The organism is Micromonospora nigra (assembly GCF_900091585.1).
Classification (GTDB): Bacteria; Actinomycetota; Actinomycetes; order Mycobacteriales; family Micromonosporaceae; genus Micromonospora; species Micromonospora nigra.
Map to the genome: position 1 here is coordinate 5783523 of NZ_FMHT01000003.1, position 18142 is coordinate 5801664.

Consider the following 18142-nt stretch of genomic DNA (forward strand, 5'->3'; position numbering starts at 1 on the left):
TCCGGCCTGCCGGGGCGGGGTGCGGGGTGCGGCGCTCAGCCGGCCAGGGCGCGGGCGGCGGCGTGGCCGGCGGTGGCGGCGGCGAGGCCGGCGGCCAGACTCAGCAGCACGTACGCCACGGCCCGCGCGCGGTCGCCGCGCCGGGTCAGGGCCAACGTCTCGTAACTCAGCGTGGACCAGGTCGTCAGGGCGCCGCAGAAGCCCGTGCCGAGCCCGGCGGCGACGGCCGGACTCGCCGCCCCGCCGAGCACCGCGCCGAGCAGCAGCGACCCGGCGACGTTGACGCTCAGCGTGCCCCAGGGCAGGCCGGAACCCAGCCGGGCCTGCACGGCCCGGTCGGTGAGGTAGCGCAGCGGTGCGCCGAGGGCCGCGCCGACCGCGACGAGCAGGGCGGTCACCGGGCATCCCCGGCGGCGGGGCCGAGCAGCCGGCGGGTGGCGGTGTCGCCCAGCCACACCGCCACCAGTGCGCCGACCACGGTCGCGGTCAGGTAGCCGGCCGCGGTCGCCACCGCCCCGGCGGCGAGCGCCCGGTGGACGTCGACCACGGACGTGGAGAAGGTGGTGAAGCCGCCGAGCACGCCCACACCGAGGAACGGTCGGGTCAGCGGCCGACCGCCGCCGGCCCTGTCGAGGACCGCCATCAGCACTCCGATCAGCAGGCAGCCGGTGACGTTGACGCCGAGGGTCGACCATCCGAAGCCCGCCGGCGGGTAGGGGAACGCCTGCCCGAGGCCGGCGCGGGCCAGGGCGCCGAGCGCACCACCGGCGGCCACCGCGCCGAGCACCGCCACCGGGCGCGCGGGCCATTCGTTGCGGTCGGCGGGTACGCGCAGGTCGACGTCGGGGTCGACGCGCGGCTCGGGTGCCTCGGACACGGTCCTCCCACCGGTTCGGGGTGCCCCGGCGAGCATAGCCAGCCAGGTCCGGCGGCGGGCGCGGCGACCGGGCCCGGCCCCACCACGCCGCCGGCCCGGAGCGGGGCCGAGGTGCCAGCCCCGGACCGTACCGTGTCAGGATCGGCGGGCGGCCGGGCCGGGACGGCCCCGGTGTCCCCGTTGCCGCCGTGACGCACAGGAGGCACCGATGCAGGACACCGCCCCGCCCTCCGGGGCCAGCGAGGTCGCCGGGCGGACAGCCGCACACGACATGTTCGACGCCGACGTGGCGTCCCGCGCACTGGGCGTCGAGCTGGTCTCGGCGGGCGGGGGCTTCGCCGAGGCCCGGATGCGGGTCGTCCCGACGATGGTCAACGGTCACCGGATCGCTCACGGCGGGTACGTCTTCCTGCTGGCCGACACCGCCTTCGCACTCGCCTGCAACAGCCACGGCCCGGCCACCGTCGCCGCCGGCGGCGAGATCACCTTCGTCCGCCCCGCCCACGAGGGTGACCTGCTGGTGGCCCGTGCCGCCGAGCGGACCCGCTTCGGCCGCAGCGGCATCTACGACGTCACGGTCAGCGGTGCCGACGGCCAGGTCGTGGCCGAGTTCCGGGGCCACAGCCGCACCCTGACGGCCGCACCCGCCACCCCCGGCCCCTCGAACGACACCGCCCCGTGACCTTAGCCCCCGGCTGCCCTTCGACGCCGGGCTGTGCCCGGACGACCCGGTCGAGCCGCGGGATCGAGGCCGTGCCCACGCCGGTCGAGGCGGCGCGACGGCAGGTGGGGCTGCGGTGAGCGGGCGACCGCGCGGCGGGTCGTCCCTGTCACCGGGGTCCGGCACGATGTCCGGATGGGACACATCGTGCTCTTCCACTCCGTGTACGGCCTGCGTCCGGCCGTCCTGACCGCCGCCGACCGGCTGCGCGGGGCCGGCCACGAGGTGCACACCCCCGACCTCTACGCCGCCGCCGCCGTCGACACGGTGCAGGAGGGTTTCGCCCTGCTCGAACGCACCGGCCTGGACACGGTGCTCGACCGGGCTCGGGCGGCGGTGCGTCCGCTGCCGGCCGACACCGTGCTCGCCGGCTTCTCGATGGGGGCGGGGGTGGCCGGTGCGATGCTCGCCGAGCGTCCCGACACCGCCGGGTTGCTGCTGCTGCACGGCACCGGGGGCTCGCCGGCGGCCGTACGCCCCGGCCTGCGGGTCGCGCTGCACCTGGCCGACCCCGACGAGTACGACGCGCCCGCGGAGGTCGACGAGTGGCACCGGGCCATGACGACGGCGGGCGCCGAGGTCGAACGGCACCGCTACCCGGGCGTCGGTCACCTGTTCACCGATCCCGCGGTGCCCGACCACGACCAGGCCGCCGCCACCCTCGCCTGGGAGCGGGTGCTGACGTTCCTCGCCCCGCGCTGACCCGGGCACCCTCCTCGCCCGACCGGCGAGCGCGGCGCGGGCCGCCCTCGGCAGCCGGGCGTACGCGACCTGCCGCACCGCCGGCTCGGCGAACGCCAGACCACCGGCCGGGTGGGCGACCAGCAGTCCCCGCCCGGTCAGGGTGCGCAGCGCCGACGTGACCCAGTCCGGTGACCGGCCGAGCAGGCGGGCCAACCCGGCGGGCGGGAAACCGTCGGGCAACGCCGACGCCGCCATCAGCGCCGCCCGTGGCGCGCCGTCGAGGCGGTCCAGGCGGGCGTCCACCCGTCGGCGTACGGACTCCGGCACGGGTGGTGCCCCCGGCTCGTCGGCGTCGAGCGCCTCGACGTACGCGGTGGCGTGCCCCGGGTTGCCGCCCACCAGCGGCAACAGCCGGTGCACGAGCCGCACGGGCCGATCCGCCCGGCGCAGCAGGTGCCGCAGCAGCCGGCCCGTGGTGAGCGCGTCCAACGGACGTAGGCGCACGACCGCGTCGGCGGGGATGTCGGCCTCGTCCTCCGGCGGGTGCGTGACGATCACGGTCACCGGCACCCGGCGCGCGGTGGCCGCGTCGACCAGTGCTCGCAGGTGCCGGCGCAGGTCCGGGCCGGCCCGGTCGACGTCGTCGACCGCCACCACCACCGGCGTCCGGGCGGCCAGGACCAGCACGGCCTCGCGCCACAGCGCCACCGCCCGCAGGGCCGCCCGGGAGGTCGGCGCGTCGAGCAGGGTCTGCAAGGTGGCCGTCGCCGCCGGCCGGCGGGCCGGCGGCAGCAGGCCGGCCAGCGTCGCGGCGAGCCGGGAACGCACCGCCTGCGGCGGGTCCGTCGGGCCTGCCCCGACCAGGGCGCGCACCAGGTCGACGACGGCGGACGGCCCGTGTGGGCACGGTGGGCAGCCGATGACGTGCCACCGGCCCAGCCCACGGGCGCGGGCCAGTTCGTGCAGCAGGCGGGTGCGTCCGCCGCCGGGCGGTCCGACCAGCGACACCCAGCGGCCGGTGCGCCGTCGGACGGTCAGCCGGAGCTGGTCCCCGACGGCGGCGACCTCCCGCCGTCGGCCGAGGAACGGCCCGTCGTGGCGGGCGGGGCGCCGCCGGGCGGGGCCGGTGGCGTGCCACACGGTGACCGGCGCGTCCTTGCCGGGCACGGTCACCGGCCCGACGGCGCACTGCGCGACCAGGCCGTCGACGGCCCGGTGCGTGGCCGCGCAGAGCGCCACCCCGCCCGGTGGGGCGCAGCCCTGCAACCGGGCGGCCAGGGAGATCACCGACCCGCTGGCCACCGCATGCCCGCCGTCGCGCGCGGCGGCCAGTTCCACCACGGTCTCCCCGGTTGCCACACCCACCCGGACCAGCAGCCGGGGGTGGCCGCGCGTGGGGCGGCGGTCCAGGGCGCGCTGGATCTCCAGCCCGGCCCGAACGGCCCGGTAGGCGTCCCAGCCGTCGGCGGTACGCGCGCCGAACAGTGCCATCACCGCGTCGCCGACGTACTTCTCGACCACCCCGTGCCAGCGGCGCAGCACCCGGGCCACGGTGCCGAAGTATCCGCGTTGCAGGGCCCGCACGTCCTCCGGATCGAGCCGGTCGACCAGCGCGGTCGACCCGACGATGTCGACGAACAGCACGGTGACCGTCCGTCTCTCCTGCGGCACCGGCCAGCGCACGACCCGCCCGGGACGGGCGACCACGGTGGACCTTGACATGTGACGCACCCACCTTCCGGCCTGGGGAAACGTGCCCACGCTGCGCAGCCTCCCAGCACCGGCCCGACGGGGGATCGGCAGAACGACGTATGTCTGCCGACCGCAACCTTCAGTCGCATTGTCGACGCGAGGGGTACGACAGGTGGGGGTCGGCGGTAGAGGCGTGCGGGTCGCAGTGACTAGGCTCCTGGCATGGCCAGCGACCTGGACACCCTCCCGCTCGTCGGTCGGTCGGACATGGTGGCGACGGTGCGGTCCGCGCTGCTCGACGACGTGGCGCCGGGGCAGACGGCGGCGGTGTTCCTCACCGGCGAGAGCGGCGTGGGCAAGACCCGCCTGTTGCACGAGGTCGGCGCGCGACTGCGCGACGCCGGGGCCGTGGTGCTCACCGGGTCCTGTCTGGACATCGGCGACGCGTCGCCGCTGCACCCACTGCGGCAGGCGTTGCGGCGTCTCGACGCCACGACGGCCACTCCCGACGCGTCGGCGGTGCGCGCGCTGCTGGCCGTGTTCACCGACGGGGCCACGGGCCCGGACGGCGCGGGTGCGCTGCTGGAACGGGTCTCCCGCGGGCTGAACGTCATCGCGGGGGGCCGGCCACTGGTGCTCGTCCTCGACGACCTGCAGTGGGTCGACCGCACCACCCGGCAGTTGCTGCTCTACCTGCTCGCCGGGCTGGGCGACCTGCCCCTGTCGGTGCTGGCCGCGGTGCGCTCGGAGTCGTTGCAGGGCGCCCACCCGTTGCGTCGGGTGCTGACCGAGCTGCGTCGACTGCGGTCGGTGCGGGTGCTGGACCTGGGTCCGCTGGACCGGGCGGCCACCGGGCAGCTCGCCGAGGCCGTCGTCGGTGGCCCGCTCACACCGGAGGCCGCCGAGCGGCTCTGGGCGCGCAGCGGCGGGAACCCGTTCGTGGTGGAGGAGCTGTCGCGGGCCCTGCGGGACGGGTGCGACGGCGTGTCGGACACGCTGCGGGAGGTGTTCCTGGCCCGCGTCGACGCGTTGCCGCAGCCTGCCCACGCGGTGGTCCACGCCGTCGCGGCGGGGGTGGAACCGGTCGACCACCGGGTGCTCGCCCGGGTCGTCGGCCTGCCGGAAGGCGCCCTGATCGACGCGGTGCGCGCCGCCGTCGACCACCGGCTGCTGACCGGCTCCGACGACGGCTACCGGCTGCGGCACCGGCTGGTGGCCGAGGTGCTGGAACACGAGTTGCTGCCCGCCGAGCGCGCCGTGCTGCACCGGCGTTACGCCGAGGCGCTGACGGCCGTCCCGGGCGAGCTGTACCAGGCCCGGCTCGCCCACCACTGGCAGCTGGCCGGGGAGCCGGCGCGGGCGCTGCCGGCGTCGGTGGCGGCGGCGCGGGAGGCGCAGCGGCTGCACGGGTACGCCGAGGCACACCGGCACTGGTCGGTGGCGTTGCACCTGGCGGCGGAGCTGCCCGACGCGAACCGGGCGGAGCTGCTGGAGCACGCGGCGGAGTCGGCGCACCACAGCGGCGAGCACGCGCGCGCGTTGGCGCTGCTGGAGGAGTTGGCCGCCGCCGAGGCGGCCCCGCCGGTCTGCGAGGTGCACATCCGCCGGGCCCGTTACCTGGCCGCCGCCGGCCGTTCGGCGCTCGCCGAGGCGGAGTACGGGCGGGCGCTGGCAGCGGCCGACTGCACGGACCGGCAACGGGCGACCGCCGCGGCCCGCCTGGCCGAGCTGCTGCTGCACCTGGGCCGGTACGCCGACGCGGGGGAGCGGGCCCGGGAGGCCCTCGCCCTGGCCGAGCAGGTCGACGGGGCGACCTCGGAGGTGGTCCTGGCCAGTGCGGCGCTGGGCTACTCCGAGGCGTTCCTGGAGGATCCGGACGCCGGGCTGGCGGTGATGCGTCAGGCGCTGGCCACCGCCGAACGGGCGGGCCGGCCGGAGGACGTCGCCTGCGCCTACCTGCACCTGGCGGAGCTGCTGACCGGCCCGTTGAACATCTGCGAGGAGGGTGTCGTGGTGGCCCGGCGCGGTGCCGAGCGGGTCGCCGAGCTGGGCCTGGGCCGCACCTGGGAGACCCGGCTGCTGGCGATCGCCACCAACGGGCTGTTCCGGATCGGCCAGTGGGCCGAGGCGGAGAAGGTCGTGGCGGTGGCGTTGCGGCACCGGCCCTCGGGCGCGGACGCGGTGGAGCTGCTGCTGGCCCGTTGCCGCCTGTCGGTGGGCTACGGTGACGTCGAGGCCGCCGACCGTGATCTGGAGTCGGTGGCGACCATGCTCGCCGGCGGCGGTGCCCGGCACGTGATTCCGCTGCTGACGCTGCGGGCCGGCCTGGCGATGTGGCAGGGGCGGCACGACCTGGCCCGCCAGGCGGTGCAGCGCGGCCTCACCGAGACCCGCTCCGACGACCTGGTGATCCTGGCGGTGCTGGTGTGGCACGGGCTGCGTGCCGAGGCCGAGGCGCACGCCAGCCGTACGGTCGAGGTCGACGACACGTCGGTGCGTCGGCTGCGGGAGATCGCCGAGCGGGTGGCCCGACGCAGCGAGGGTGCGGTGCGTTCGGTGCGGGAGATGGTCGACGGCTACCTGACGTTGTGCGCGGCCGAGGTGAGCCGTCTCGACGGCAGTGATCCGGAGTTGTGGGCGCGCTCGGCCGCCGAGTGGGACGGGCGCAACCATCCCTACCCGGCCGCGTACGCCCGGCTGCGGCAGGCGGAGGCGCTGTTGGCCCGTCGCCGCAAGGGCGCCACGGCGGGGCGGCTGCTGCGGGAGGCGTACGCGACGGCGCAGGGTCTCGGTGCGGTGCCGCTGACCCGGGAGATCCACACCCTGGCCGGGCGGGCCCGGGTGTCCCTGGAGGCGCCCGCACCGGCTCCCACCGCCGCCGGTGCGGGCGCGGACGAGCTCGCCACGTTGACCTCCCGGGAGCGGGAGGTGCTCGCCGCGGTGGCCGAGGGGCTGACGAACCGGGAGATCGGGCAGCGGCTGTTCATCAGCGAACGCACCATCGGCGTACACGTGTCGCACATCTTCGACAAGCTCCAGGTGCGTACCCGGGTGCAGGCCAGCGCGATCTGGCTGCGGTCACGTACCTAGCCGGGGCGGCACGGATACGTCGTTCTACTGATCCCGCGCGGGACGCCGGCTGACAGGCTGGTGCCCGTCGACGCGGCACCGTGGGGTGTCCGCCGGGTGTGGTGGAGGCGAGATGAGCGAACCGGTCTGGGGGCCCGTGCACCGGGACATCGTCGACCTGCTCGCCGACCATCCCGCCGACGTGCCGGCCGTGGTCGACCATCTCACCAAGCTCCAGGACCTGCTGGTACGGCTGCCGCCGCTGGAGGACAGCTGCCCGCTGGCCGACTTCAACAAGCTGTACCTGACCATCACGTCCAGCGTGCTCGACGGGCTGTACGACGGCCGCTTCGTCGACCCGGGCTTCCTGTCCCGGCTCGACGTGGAGTTCGCCGCCCGGTACTTCGACGCGCTGCGGCTGTGGACCGACGGCAGCCAGAGCACCCCGAAGGCGTGGTCGTGCCTGTTCGAGCGGATGCGCGGCCCGGACGCCCGTCCGCTGCCCTCGGCGGCGGCCGGCGTCAACGCCCACATCAACTTCGACCTGCCGTTCGCCCTGGTGACCACCTTCGACCACCTGGAGTCCGAGCCGGTCGACGGCACCGACCAGCACCGCGACTATCTGGAGATCAACAGGATCTTCGCGGACCGGATCCCCGGCCTGCGGCGGGGCTACCTGGAGCGGTGGCAACTGCTCATCGACATGCTCAACGGCGACATCGACGACTGGTACCAGGGGGAACTGGTCGAATACACCCGCGACGTCGCCTGGCGCAACGCGCAGAAGATCTGGCGGTGCAGGCACGATCCGCACCGGCGCGAGTGTGAGCGTACGCGGCTGGACGACAACGCCGCGGCGCTCGGCCGGCTGCTGCTGTCGCCTCTCGGGGCGTTCCTGCAGTAGCCGGGGGACGGGGGGTCCCCGCGCCCCGACCGGGGCGCGGGGACACGTCCCGCAGGGCGGGGAGCGACCCGGGGGGCGCGGGGGCCGGCCGGCCCGGGGGGTGTCGGCCGTCCCCCGCGGGGTACGCCGCCGCCATGACCGTTCCGCCCCGGCGGCGTCCCGCCGCGCGTCCCCGTCCCCGTCCCGCCGTGCGGCCGCGTCCCGCCCGCCCCGGCGACGTACGCCGTCCGGATCGGGGCGGCCGGCGGTGAGCACCACCTTCCCGTTCCGGTTCGACCCCCGGTACCGTCCGGCCCTTGCCCTGCTGGGCGTGCGGCCGTCGACCGCGCGGGTGGTGGTGGGACAGGGCGAGGTGCGGGTCCGCTTCGGCCCGTGGCGGGTGCGCGCCGACCTGGCCGACGTGGTGGCGGTGGAGCCCGGCGGGCCGTACCGCTGGTGGAAGGTGATCGGTCCGCACCTGTCCCTCGCCGACGGGGGTGTCACCTTCGGCACCAGCGTCGCCGCCGGTGTGTGTCTGCGGTTTCGCCGCCCGGTGCCGGCGCTGCTGCCGGGTGGGCTGCTGCGGCATCCCGGTGTCACCGTCACCGTGGCCGATCCGCCGGCCCTGACCCGTGCCCTGACCACCCCCTGAGCGCCGGATCGCCCGCCTGCGCAGGTTCGACCGTTCCGGCTGGCCGGCGCCCGAACAGCGCCTACGGTCGGGGCAGGAGGGGTGAGGGACGGGACATGACCGACGAGGGGAACAGACCCCGGCGCGGCCGGGGGCGGCGACGTCCCGCGCCGTCGGTCCCCGGGGTGTCGCTGCGCGCCGCCCGCGACCCCGCCGGGCCGGGGGAGCGGGCCGGGCGGGCGGTCGTGGTGCCCGAACGCGTCGCGGTGCGGGCGCGCCGCCCCGAGCCGGAGAGCCGGCTGCGACGGTGGCTGTTCCGGCACCGGGTGCAGCCGGTCGGCCCGGAGACGGCGGAGGGGCACGCCCGGACGCACGCCTGGTGGCAGGTCATGTGCCTGACCGGTGTCGACTACTTCTCCACCCTGTCGTACCTGCCGGGCATCGCGGCCTTGGCGGCCGGGGCGCTGTCGCCGCTGGCGACCCTGCTCATCGTGGCGTTGACGCTGTTCGGAATGCTGCCGATGTATCGGCGGGTGGCCCGGGAGAGTCCGCACGGGCAGGGTTCGGTGGCGATGCTGGAGCGGCTGTTGCCGTTCTGGCGGGGCAAGTTCTCCGTCCTGGTCCTGCTCGGCTTCGTCGCCACCTCCTGGATCATCACGATCACCCTGTCCTCGGCGGACGCCACGGTGCACCTGTTGGAGAATCCGCTGCTGCCGGAGGCGTTCGGCGGCACCGGCGTCGCGGTGGCCGTGACGGTGGTGCTGCTGCTGGTACTCGGCGGGGTGTTCCTGCTGGGGTTCCGCGAGGCGGTGGTGGTGGCAATCCCGTTGGTGGCCGCGTTCCTGACGGTGAACGCCGTGGTCGTGGCGGTGTCCCTGGCCGAGATCGCGGCCCGGCCGAACCTTCTGGCGGACTGGCGGGCGGCGCTGGCGGCCGGCGGCGGTGCGGGAGACGTGGCGTTGACGGCGGTGCTCGCCTTCCCGCTGCTGGTGCTCGGTCTGTCCGGGTTCGAGACCGGGGTGAGCATGATGCCGCTGGTCGCCGGGCGGGGCGTCGACCGGGAGGCCCGACTGGCCGCCCGGATCCGCAACACCCGTCGGCTGCTCACGGCCGCCGCGCTGATCATGTCGGTGTACCTGCTCTCCACCACCTTCGTGACCACGGTGCTCATCCCGCCGGAGCTGTTCGAGCCGGGCGGTGCGGCCAACGGCCGGGCGCTGGCCCACCTGGCGCACGAGCACGTGGGGGAGGCGTTCGGCACCGTCTACGACGTCAGCAGCATCCTGATCCTGTGGTTCGCCGGGGCGTCGGCGATGGCCGGGCTGATCAACATCGTGCCGCGTTACCTGCCCTCGTACGGGATGGCTCCCGAGTGGGCCCGCGCGGTGCGGCCGGTGGTGATCGTCTACACGGTGGTCAGCATCGCCCTCACCGTGGTCTTCCGCGCGGACGTGGACGCCCAGGCCGGGGCGTACGCGACGGGGATCCTGGCGATGATGGTCTCCGGTGCCCTCGCGGTGGCGATCTCCGCCGGGCGCCGCCGACGCCGCGGGGCCGCGGCCGGCTTCACCGTGCTGACGCTCGTCCTGTCGTACGCGCTTGTCGAGAACGTCGTGGCCAAGCCGGACGGGATCGCGATCTCGGGGCTGTTCATCGTCGGGGTCATCGCCGTCTCACTGGTCTCCCGGGTGACCCGGACGACGGAGCTGCGCGCCGACCGGATCGAGTTCGACGAGGCGGCCCGGCGGTTCGTCGCCGAGTCGGTGGCCCACGACGGGCGGCTGCACCTCATCGCCAACAAGCGGCACGGCGGCGCGGTGAAGGAGTACCGGGTCAAGGAGCGGGCCCAGCGGGGAATGAACCCGGTGCCGGGGGCGACCGACATCCTCTTCCTGGAGATCGACGTGGTGGATCCGTCGGGCTTCAGCCGGGTGCTGCGGGTGTGCGGGGTCGAGGTGGGCGGGTTCCGGGTGCTGCGGGCGAGCAGCCCTGCCGTGCCCAACGCCATCGCGGCGATCCTGCTGGCGCTACGTGATGTCACCGGCGTACGCCCGCACGCGCACTTCGAGTGGTCCGAGGGGCATCCGATCGCGCACCTGTTGCGGTACCTGATCCTCGGCCGGGGTGACACGCCGCCGGTGGTGCGGGAGATCCTGCGCACGTCGGAGCCGGATCCGACGCGCCGCCCGGGGATCCACGTCGGCGGTTGACCGGTGCCGCCACCGGTAGGCGGATATGAACGCGAACCGGGTGTTTATTCATGTTTGCCGGATTTGGCCTGGTCTACGCCTTAACGTGGCGACTGGTGGCTCACCACGTCGGCCACCTCGCACCCGGAGGGCGCGCCCCTGTTCCGCACCCACGACAGGCAGGAGACCTCATGTCCATGTACCCAGGCAACAGACGGGCCGCGCCGCGACGCCGGTCCCGCTGGCTGCCGACCGGCGCCCTGGTGGCCGGCAGTCTGGTGGCCGGCAGCCTGATGGGCGGCGCGGCCGGTCCGACCGGCGTCGCCACCGCGCGTGACCTGCCCTTCTCCACCGCGGACTGGCCAGCGGCCGCCGGCCGCGACGGTGGCCCCGCCGACGACCACCACGGCCAACCGGACCGGCGTGCCGGGGCCGGCGACGGCAAGCGCGGCGACGGTCACCGCGACGAGGGCCGTACCCTCCTCGTTCCCTGTGACGAGGCGCGGTTGATCGCGGCCCTCGTCCGGGCCAACGCCGAGGGCGGGGCCACGCTGCGCCTCGCTCCGGAGTGCACCTACACGCTCACGCACGCCTTCCAGCAGGTCGACGAGTACGACGGCGGCCTCCGCGACGCCCGGGAGGCAGCCGACACCGCCGAGAACCCGGGCGACGCCGAGGCTGCGCCGCGCCGGCCGGAGGACGACACGGCCGGACTGCCCGTCATCTACCAGCCGATCGTCGTCGAAGGCGCGGGCGCCACCATCGTCCGCGACGTGCACGCCGAGAACTTCCGCTTCTTCACCGTCCGCGACGGCGGGGAGTTGACCCTGCGCGACGTGACCCTGCGCAACGGCCGGTCCGCCGCCGAGGGCGGCAGCATCCACGTCGTGCACGGCGCGACCGCCGTCGTGGAACGCACCACCATCCTCGGCAGCACGTCACTGTCGGCCGAGGGTGGCGGCGGCGGCATCTTCAACGACGGCAACCTGGTCGCCGACGGGGTCACCTTCATCGGCAACCGGGCCGCCGGCCCGGCGGGCAAGGGCGGGGGCCTGCTCAACGGCGGCGTGCTGACCCTGCGCAACGCCGACTTCCGACACAACAACGCCGCCCTGTACGGCGGTGGGCTCGCCAACTTCCGGGCCGCGTCCGAGGTCACGTCGTCCCGCTTCGCCCGCAACACCGCGGCCCAGGGCGGTGGACTGGCCAACTTCTCGGCGCGGATGAAGGCCAACGGTCTCGAGCTGACCGCCAACACCGCCGAGGTCGGGGGCGGCCTGGCCAACTCCGACGCCGTGCTGGTGGCCCGCGGGATGGCGATCCGCGACAACACCGCCACCGGCAAGGGCGGCGGCATCTCCACCTTCCAGGGGCTGCTCCCGCTGGATGACAGCGTGGTCGCCGGCAACGTGACCCGTGGGCAGGGCGGCGGTATCCACGCCGAGAAGTCCAACCTGCTGGTGCGCACCAGCAACGTCGAGGGCAACGAGGCCGCCGGCAGCCGGTCCCAGGGTGCGGGCGTGCACGTCACCTCCGGCACGGCCTCGTTCTACCGGAGCACGGTCGTCGGCAACGCGGCCACCGGGAAGCCGGGCGGCATCTTCGCCGACCGGGCCCGGGTGAAGGTGGACGACGAGACGGTGATCGTGAAGAACTCGCCGTCGAACTGCGAGGGCAGCCGGATCCCTGTGCCGCACTGCTTCCGCTGACTGTTGACCGGTGCCCCTGCGGCGCATCCGGCCCGGCCCCGGTCCGTGACCGGCGGCGTACGACGGGGCCGGATGCGCCGCGCCGCCTCGGCCCGCGCCACCAGGGCGCGGGCCGGAGCCAGGTGTCCTACTCGGACGGCTGGGGGAGGTCGCAGTCGATCTGCGGGTTCGCGCCGATGTAGTTCAACGGTCCGGCGACGATGGTGACCAGGATGGTGCCGGCCTCGGCGCAGTTCTTGTCGTCGCCCGCGTAGTAGCCGCGCTGGCCGGCGGCGATCGCGCCGATGATCAGCCAGATGACGACGAGGACTCCGAATATCGACGTGCCGCGCATCGCTGCCTCCAGGAGGATGTGGTGGTTTCGAGGTGCAGGCGTTGTACCCAGTCACGCCAAACGGCTAACGGTGCCGCAGTCGGGCCGGGGGTTCATCGACGCGGGACTCGTCGGCCCGGATCTCGTGCGGGTGCGGAACCGGGCGGCGGGCTATCGGATCGGCGACCCAGGGGCTGACCGGCGCGCCGCGCGGGCGTACAACTGCGACAGGGCACGGTTCGAGGAGGAAGCATGGACGCCCGGACACCGCCGCTGTACGGCGATCGTCCCGACGACGTCGCCGTCGCGGCCCGCGCGCTGGCCGCCGGGGCGGTCGTGGCGACCGGCTTCGGGAACATGTACGCGCTCGTGACGCGCCCCGACCCGGCCACCGTGCGTCGGGTCAACCTGGCCAAGGGCCGGCCGGCCGGCCAGGTCGGCAGCGTGACGACCGTGCCCGCCCGGATCGCCGCCCTGTACGACTGGGCACAGGTTCCGCGCCGGCTGCCCGTCCGGCGGGTGCGTCACCTGATGGACATCCTCTACGCCGCCGGCCCCTTCGGTTTCCGTGGCCCGGCCGCCGCCGGGCTGCCCGACCACCTCACCCGCCTCGACGGCGCGGTGCGCACCGTGCAGGTGATCGCACCCGGGCCGGCCTGCCCGTCGAACCTGTTCCTGGCCCGCGCGCTCGCCGAGACCGGTGCGGACCACCTGCACATCACCTCGGCCAACCGGTCCCGGCACCGCACCGGCGCGGTCGACGAGCCGGCGCACTGGAAGGCTGAGGGCGTGCTCGCCGACCTCGCGGGGCTCGCCGACCTCGTCCTGCTCGCGCATCCCGACGAGGCCGCGGCGCGGGCGGCCTACCCCGGGCACCTGCCGATGTCGGTGACGGTGCTGGCGTTCCACGCGCCGGCCGGCGACCCGGAGGATCCGCCGGTGCTCACCGTCGAGCGGCACGGCTCGCTGCACGTCGACCAGGTGCGCCGGGCCGCCGCGCCGCTCGGTCTCCAGGTACGCCTCGGCGTGGGTGCCGGCACCCGGCTACGGTCGCGGTCGTACGCCGCCGAGCTGGTCTGACCGGTCCGGTCCTCGGCGTTGCCGTCGCCGGGGCGCGGCGGCAGCGGGCCGGCTTAGGCTGGTACCGGGCCGTGACCGCGGCCCCGGGACGCCACCCGGCCGGCCAGCAGACCCGCCAGCGGCACCGGCCCCACCCCGTGCCCTCCGGCGTCGATCAGGCGGCTGAGCGGGCTCCGCTTGACCGGGCTTCGCTCATCGACCGCACGACCGCCGGGGCGGGCACGGGGTGGGAGGGCGGGTCAGGCGTCGGCGGAGGTGGGCAGGGCGGCGGCCCCGGAGCCGGCCGCCAACACCTTGGCCTGCTGCGGCCAGGTGGCCAGGCTGGCGGTGGCGCGCAGTCCGGCGGCGCGGACGGTGTCCCGCAGCGCGGCCTCGTCCAGCTCGGCGAGCTGCGCGTACGTCCGGATGCCCGCGTCGTGCAGGGCGGCGGCCATCTTCGGCCCGACGCCCTGGATCCGTCGGAAGTCGTCGGTGGCCTGCGTCCCAGCCGCCTGTGCCGGAGCTGCCTGAGCGGGTACGGCGACCGGTGCGGCGGCGACCGGCGAGGTGACGGTCTCCGTGGCCGACTCGGTCGGGTCGACGGCCGGGGCCGGTTCCTCGACGGTGCGGTGCTGCGCCGCCACGGTAGCGGCCGGCGCGGCGAGACGCTCCGGTGCGGCCGGTTCGGTGGCCGGTTCCGTGGCGGCCGGTTGCGGTGCGGCCGGTTCGGCGGCGGGCTCCGGGGCGGACAGTTCCGGTGCGGCCGGCTCGGCGGCCGGTACCGGCGCGGAGTCGCCGGTGGTCCGCCCGTCGGTGGTCGGCTCCGGGCCGGAGAGGTCGGTGGTCCGCCGGTCGGTGTCGGTCGCACCCTGGTCCGTGCGGACCTCGTCGGCGAGCACCCCCGCCGTCGGGGCGGGATCCACAGCCGCGACCGGTGCCGGGTCGACGGTCGCCTTCGGCTGTCCGCTCCCCACGGTGGCGGCGGGTGGCGGCTCGTCCAGCACGGCGGCGACCGGGTCACCCTCCACGATGGGCCGGGCGGCCGGCACGTCCCGCCGGCCACGCAGCAGCCAGCCGGCCGCCAGGCCCGCCACCAGAGCCACGATGAGTATCAGCCAGTGCCCGAAAGACCACGCCACAGCAAACCTCCCACAAGGTCACGTCGGAAAAGTCGCGAGAAAAGCTCGCCGCAGCTTCGCACACCGGCAACCGTGACGACAGACAGGACCGCCCGACCGCCGCGCTGGTGGGACGCCGTCAACCGGGGGTGTCGGCCGGGCGACGGACGGTCGCGACCGGACGGGCACCCGCCGCAGCCCCCGTTCCCGGTCGACCTCGCACGACGCCGGCCGACTGCCGGACGGCAGCCCCCGGCGGAGCACGGACGGGGTGACGCCACCGACCCCGGCGCGTCCGCGCCGGGGTCGGTGGTCGGGTGGCTCAGTTCTCCTCGCCCCGGTAGGTGTAGAAGTCGTCGACGAACTTGCGGCGCAGCGGTGGCACCCGGCTGGTGACCCGGAAGTAGCCCCGCGCGCCCAGCAGGGCCAGCCGACCGAAGACCGGCCGGTACATCCGGTCGTCGCCGCTGGTGCCGCTGCGGGAGAGCGAGTCCGCGACACGGGCGAAGCCGTACGGCACCATCTCCGCCTCGTAGTCGGCCACCGCCTGCACGAGCGTCTTCTCCCCGGCGGCGGCCCGGATCAGCTGCCGGCGTAGCAGGTTCGCATCCCTCAGCGCGGTGTTGGCACCGACGCCCCGGCCCGGTGTCATGGTGTGGATGGCATCGCCGAGCAGGGTGACCGTGCTGCTCTTCCACGGTGGCACCGGCTCCGAGGTCGACACCCGGATCGGCAGGGCGCTGGCCGGGTCGGCGCGGGCCAGCAGCTCGCGCAGGTGCGGATGCCAGGTGCGGGTCAGGTCTGCGGCGACCCGGAGGAGGTCCTCGCCGCGGCGCCGCATGACGTCGGAAGGGAACCGGCGGGCGGTGCTCCAGACGACGAGGTTGATGTTGTCCCGGGTGTTGTCGTGACGCAGCCCCGGCCACCGCCGCAGCAACTCGGCGTCCGAGTCGGCGAGGCCGGGCTTCAGCCTGCCGTCGGCGTCCCACTTGAACTCCATCACGTGCAGCACCCCCATCATCCCGGCGGTGCCGAAGATCAGCGAGATGCCCTGTCGTACGCGGGGCGGCAGCAGGTCGCGGGTGTGCGCGGTCAGCGGCACGCGGGTGGCGATGTTGATGGTGCCGGCGTCGCGGATCACCGCGTGGGGCAGGTACTGGCGGCGTACGGCGGAGTGCGTACCGTCGGCCGCGACGAGCAGGTCACCGGTGGCGGTGCCGCCGTCGGCGAAGTGCGCGGTGACGGTCCCGTCGGCGTGCTGGTCGTACCGGGTGAAGGTGCGGCCGAAGTGCACCACGTCCTCCATGCCGGTGAGCAGGACCTGGCGCAGCGTCATCCGGGCCACCGAGCGTTCGGTGTTCACCGGGTCGGTGTCCGGACGCAGTTCGAACGACGCGGTCTCGCGCAGCCGCTGGCTGATGACCGTGAACCAGCGGGGCGCGCGGGCGCAGGTGACCAGGAAGAGGTCGAACAGGTCCGGCGGCAGGCAGTCACGCAGCGCCCGGCTGCCGGTCGGGCCGATGCCGACCCGGTAGCCCAGCAGGCCGTCCGCACGGGTGCGGTAGCGCTCGTAAACGGCCACGCTGATCCCTGCCCGCCGCAGCCCCTGGGCCAGGCACAGCCCGCCGGTGCCCGCGCCGACGATCAGGACGTGGGGGCGTTCGCCGGTCATCGTCACGCCCGCCTCACCCGGCGGCCCGGGGCGCCGGCACCTCGGCGGCGTCCCAGGTGTAGAAGCAACCGGCGATCGCGTCGCGCGGCGAGCGCCAGGTCGGCAGGTACGGCGAGGTGTGCGCGGACAACCGGTCGTTGACCTGTCGGTAGAGCGGGTGGTCGCGGGCCGCGGCCAGGGCGTCGGCCTCGACGTTCGCGGTCTCCATGACGTGGACCAGCAGGTCGTGCAGGCAGTACAGGGACCGGTGGCGGACCCCGGTCAGGCCGGGCAGCTCGGTCGCGTCGGACTCGGCGAAGATCTGCGCCACACGCCCCTCCGCACCGGGGATGATCCTGCTGACGATCACTAGACGACTCATCGGACCCCTCTCGCCGGTGGCCACGCCGTCGGGTCGCGGGCCACGGACTGCTGTGCCGACCACCCTGCCCCGGGCACTGTCACCTGCCCGTCAACGCGGTGTCCGGGTGCGGTGACGCCGCTCAGCGACGTGGCGCGGGCGCGGTGACGCCGCTCAGCGACGTGGCGCGGTACGGGCGGCCGGGCCGTGGCGGGCGACGTCGGTGGTCCGGGTGGCGCGGCGGATCGGCGCGAGCGTGTCGTCGAGCAGGGCGCTCATCGCCGGCGACGGTTCCAGCCGCAGCTCCCGCAACAGCAGGTCGCGGTAGACGTAGTAGGCATGCACCGCCTCGAAGGCGTTGCCCTCCGCGAGGTGGATGCGCACCACCAGCCGGTGCGGGGTCTCGCGCAACGGCTCGGCGGCCATCGCCTCCAGCGCCGCGTCGAGTGCCTCGCCGTGCCGGCCGGCCGCGAGGTACTGGCCGGCGACCTGTTCGAGCATGTGCAGCCGCAGTTGGCGCAGGCGTTCCCGGTCGGCGAGGACCCAGTCGTCGTACCAGCCGGGCAGCAGGTCGTGCCGGCCGGCGTCCAGGGCGGCCGTCGCACCGTGCGGGTCCTGCCCCTCGCGTACCCGCACGGCGGTGTCGACAAGGTCGTCCACGTCCACCCCGACCGCGGGGTCGAGGCGCACCGTGTCCGTTGTGGTGGTGAGCGGGCAGCAGGGGTCCTGGCGCAACCGCCACAGCGCGGTACGCAGCGACGACAGGGCGCGGTCCTCCGCGGCGTCCGGCCAGAGCAGCCCGGCCAGGTGGCTGCGGGTGGCGCCGGGTCGCAACCCGATCAGGGCGATGACCCGCTGCAACCCCCGGGGCACGACGACCGGTTGGTCGTCGTGCGTGAGGCGGAAGCCGCCGAGCAGGTGCAACCGGACCTCGACGGGACGGGGCCCGGTGGTCGACAGCGGTGGATCAGCGGCCACGCGGCACCCCCTGGGAAGACAACCGGATCCGTGCGGTGTCCCCGGCACGGTCGCCGCGACGCCACTGTCGACTCGCTCCCGCCGCGCGTCCGGGTCGACGTCGACCCCGATGCGCCCGGCTCGGCCCGGGCCGCCGGACTGACCGCGACGAAGATTATCAATTACCGTTACGCTGAGTCAACCTCGGTGTCCGTGGTCCAACTCCAG

At 75.1% G+C, this 18142-nt stretch carries 15 protein-coding genes and 1 pseudogene; 8 read left to right on the top strand and 8 right to left on the bottom strand.

Annotated elements, in window-relative coordinates; translation table 11 throughout:
- Positions 1-35 precede the first annotated feature (35 nt).
- Both GA0070616_RS25340 and GA0070616_RS25345 read right to left on the bottom strand, forming a co-directional pair.
- Positions 36-398 carry a fluoride efflux transporter FluC gene (locus tag GA0070616_RS25340; protein ID WP_091091621.1) on the bottom strand — a complete coding sequence of 121 codons (363 nt, stop codon included), beginning with the start codon at positions 396-398 and terminating at the stop codon, positions 36-38.
- On the bottom strand, positions 395-877 hold the full coding sequence (locus tag GA0070616_RS25345) for a fluoride efflux transporter FluC (RefSeq protein ID WP_139128994.1): 483 nt from the start codon (positions 875-877) through the stop codon (positions 395-397). Before GA0070616_RS25345 ends, GA0070616_RS25340 begins: the two co-directional genes overlap by 4 nt.
- 208 nt (positions 878-1085) lie before the next feature.
- On the opposite strand from GA0070616_RS25345, the gene paaI reads away from it, so the two are divergent.
- Together paaI and GA0070616_RS25355 are read left to right on the top strand one after the other, a co-directional pair.
- On the top strand, positions 1086-1559 hold the full coding sequence (gene paaI, locus GA0070616_RS25350; protein ID WP_091088442.1) for a hydroxyphenylacetyl-CoA thioesterase PaaI: 474 nt from the start codon (positions 1086-1088) through the stop codon (positions 1557-1559).
- A 174-nt stretch (positions 1560-1733) separates the two neighbouring features.
- The gene (locus tag GA0070616_RS25355; RefSeq protein WP_091088444.1) at positions 1734-2300 is read left to right on the top strand and encodes a dienelactone hydrolase family protein; all 567 of its coding nucleotides are present in this window, start codon (positions 1734-1736) and stop codon (positions 2298-2300) included.
- Between the two features lie 594 nt (positions 2301-2894).
- Here the strand turns inward: GA0070616_RS25355 and GA0070616_RS29505 are convergent.
- A pseudogene (locus tag GA0070616_RS29505) lies at positions 2895-4004 on the bottom strand (adenylate/guanylate cyclase domain-containing protein); the annotation flags it as partial.
- Positions 4005-4196: 192 nt separating this feature from the next.
- On the opposite strand from GA0070616_RS29505, the gene GA0070616_RS25365 reads away from it, so the two are divergent.
- The 5 genes from GA0070616_RS25365 (at position 4197) to GA0070616_RS25385 (ending at position 12455) form a co-directional block, all read left to right on the top strand.
- Positions 4197-7064 (top strand): helix-turn-helix transcriptional regulator, encoded by a 2868-nt coding sequence (locus tag GA0070616_RS25365; protein WP_091088448.1) that lies wholly within the window; start codon positions 4197-4199, stop codon positions 7062-7064.
- A 112-nt stretch (positions 7065-7176) separates the two neighbouring features.
- Positions 7177-7947: a DUF5995 family protein gene (locus GA0070616_RS25370; RefSeq protein WP_091088451.1), complete on the top strand. Its 771-nt coding sequence runs from the start codon at positions 7177-7179 to the stop codon at positions 7945-7947.
- Positions 7948-8194: 247 nt separating this feature from the next.
- On the top strand, positions 8195-8578 hold the full coding sequence (locus GA0070616_RS25375) for a hypothetical protein (protein ID WP_091088455.1): 384 nt from the start codon (positions 8195-8197) through the stop codon (positions 8576-8578).
- A gap of 95 nt (positions 8579-8673) precedes the next feature.
- Positions 8674-10767, top strand: coding sequence for an APC family permease (locus tag GA0070616_RS25380; RefSeq protein ID WP_091088459.1), 2094 nt, complete (start codon positions 8674-8676; stop codon positions 10765-10767).
- A 170-nt stretch (positions 10768-10937) separates the two neighbouring features.
- Positions 10938-12455: a right-handed parallel beta-helix repeat-containing protein gene (locus tag GA0070616_RS25385; RefSeq protein ID WP_091088462.1), complete on the top strand. Its 1518-nt coding sequence runs from the start codon at positions 10938-10940 to the stop codon at positions 12453-12455.
- Positions 12456-12582: 127 nt separating this feature from the next.
- Here GA0070616_RS25385 and GA0070616_RS25390 read toward each other — a convergent pair whose 3' ends face one another.
- Positions 12583-12789, bottom strand: coding sequence for a hypothetical protein (locus GA0070616_RS25390; protein WP_091088465.1), 207 nt, complete (start codon positions 12787-12789; stop codon positions 12583-12585).
- Positions 12790-13020: 231 nt separating this feature from the next.
- Here GA0070616_RS25390 and GA0070616_RS25395 point away from each other — a divergent pair, with 231 nt between their 5' ends.
- Complete coding sequence (locus GA0070616_RS25395) at positions 13021-13848, top strand: hypothetical protein (RefSeq protein WP_091088468.1); 828 nt, start codon at positions 13021-13023, stop codon at positions 13846-13848.
- 239 nt (positions 13849-14087) lie between these two features.
- Here GA0070616_RS25395 and GA0070616_RS25400 read toward each other — a convergent pair whose 3' ends face one another.
- The 4 genes from GA0070616_RS25400 to GA0070616_RS25415 all read right to left on the bottom strand — a co-directional run bounded on the left by GA0070616_RS25400 (position 14088) and on the right by GA0070616_RS25415 (position 17935).
- Positions 14088-14966 carry a helix-hairpin-helix domain-containing protein gene (locus tag GA0070616_RS25400; RefSeq protein ID WP_091088470.1) on the bottom strand — a complete coding sequence of 293 codons (879 nt, stop codon included), beginning with the start codon at positions 14964-14966 and terminating at the stop codon, positions 14088-14090.
- Positions 14967-15267: 301 nt separating this feature from the next.
- Positions 15268-16617, bottom strand: coding sequence for an FAD-dependent oxidoreductase (locus tag GA0070616_RS25405; RefSeq protein ID WP_091091625.1), 1350 nt, complete (start codon positions 16615-16617; stop codon positions 15268-15270).
- Positions 16618-16630: 13 nt separating this feature from the next.
- The gene (locus GA0070616_RS25410; RefSeq protein WP_091091628.1) at positions 16631-16978 is read right to left on the bottom strand and encodes a TcmI family type II polyketide cyclase; all 348 of its coding nucleotides are present in this window, start codon (positions 16976-16978) and stop codon (positions 16631-16633) included.
- Between the two features lie 153 nt (positions 16979-17131).
- The gene (locus tag GA0070616_RS25415) at positions 17132-17935 is read right to left on the bottom strand and encodes an AfsR/SARP family transcriptional regulator (RefSeq protein WP_091088473.1); all 804 of its coding nucleotides are present in this window, start codon (positions 17933-17935) and stop codon (positions 17132-17134) included.
- Between the last annotated feature and the right edge of the window lie 207 nt (positions 17936-18142).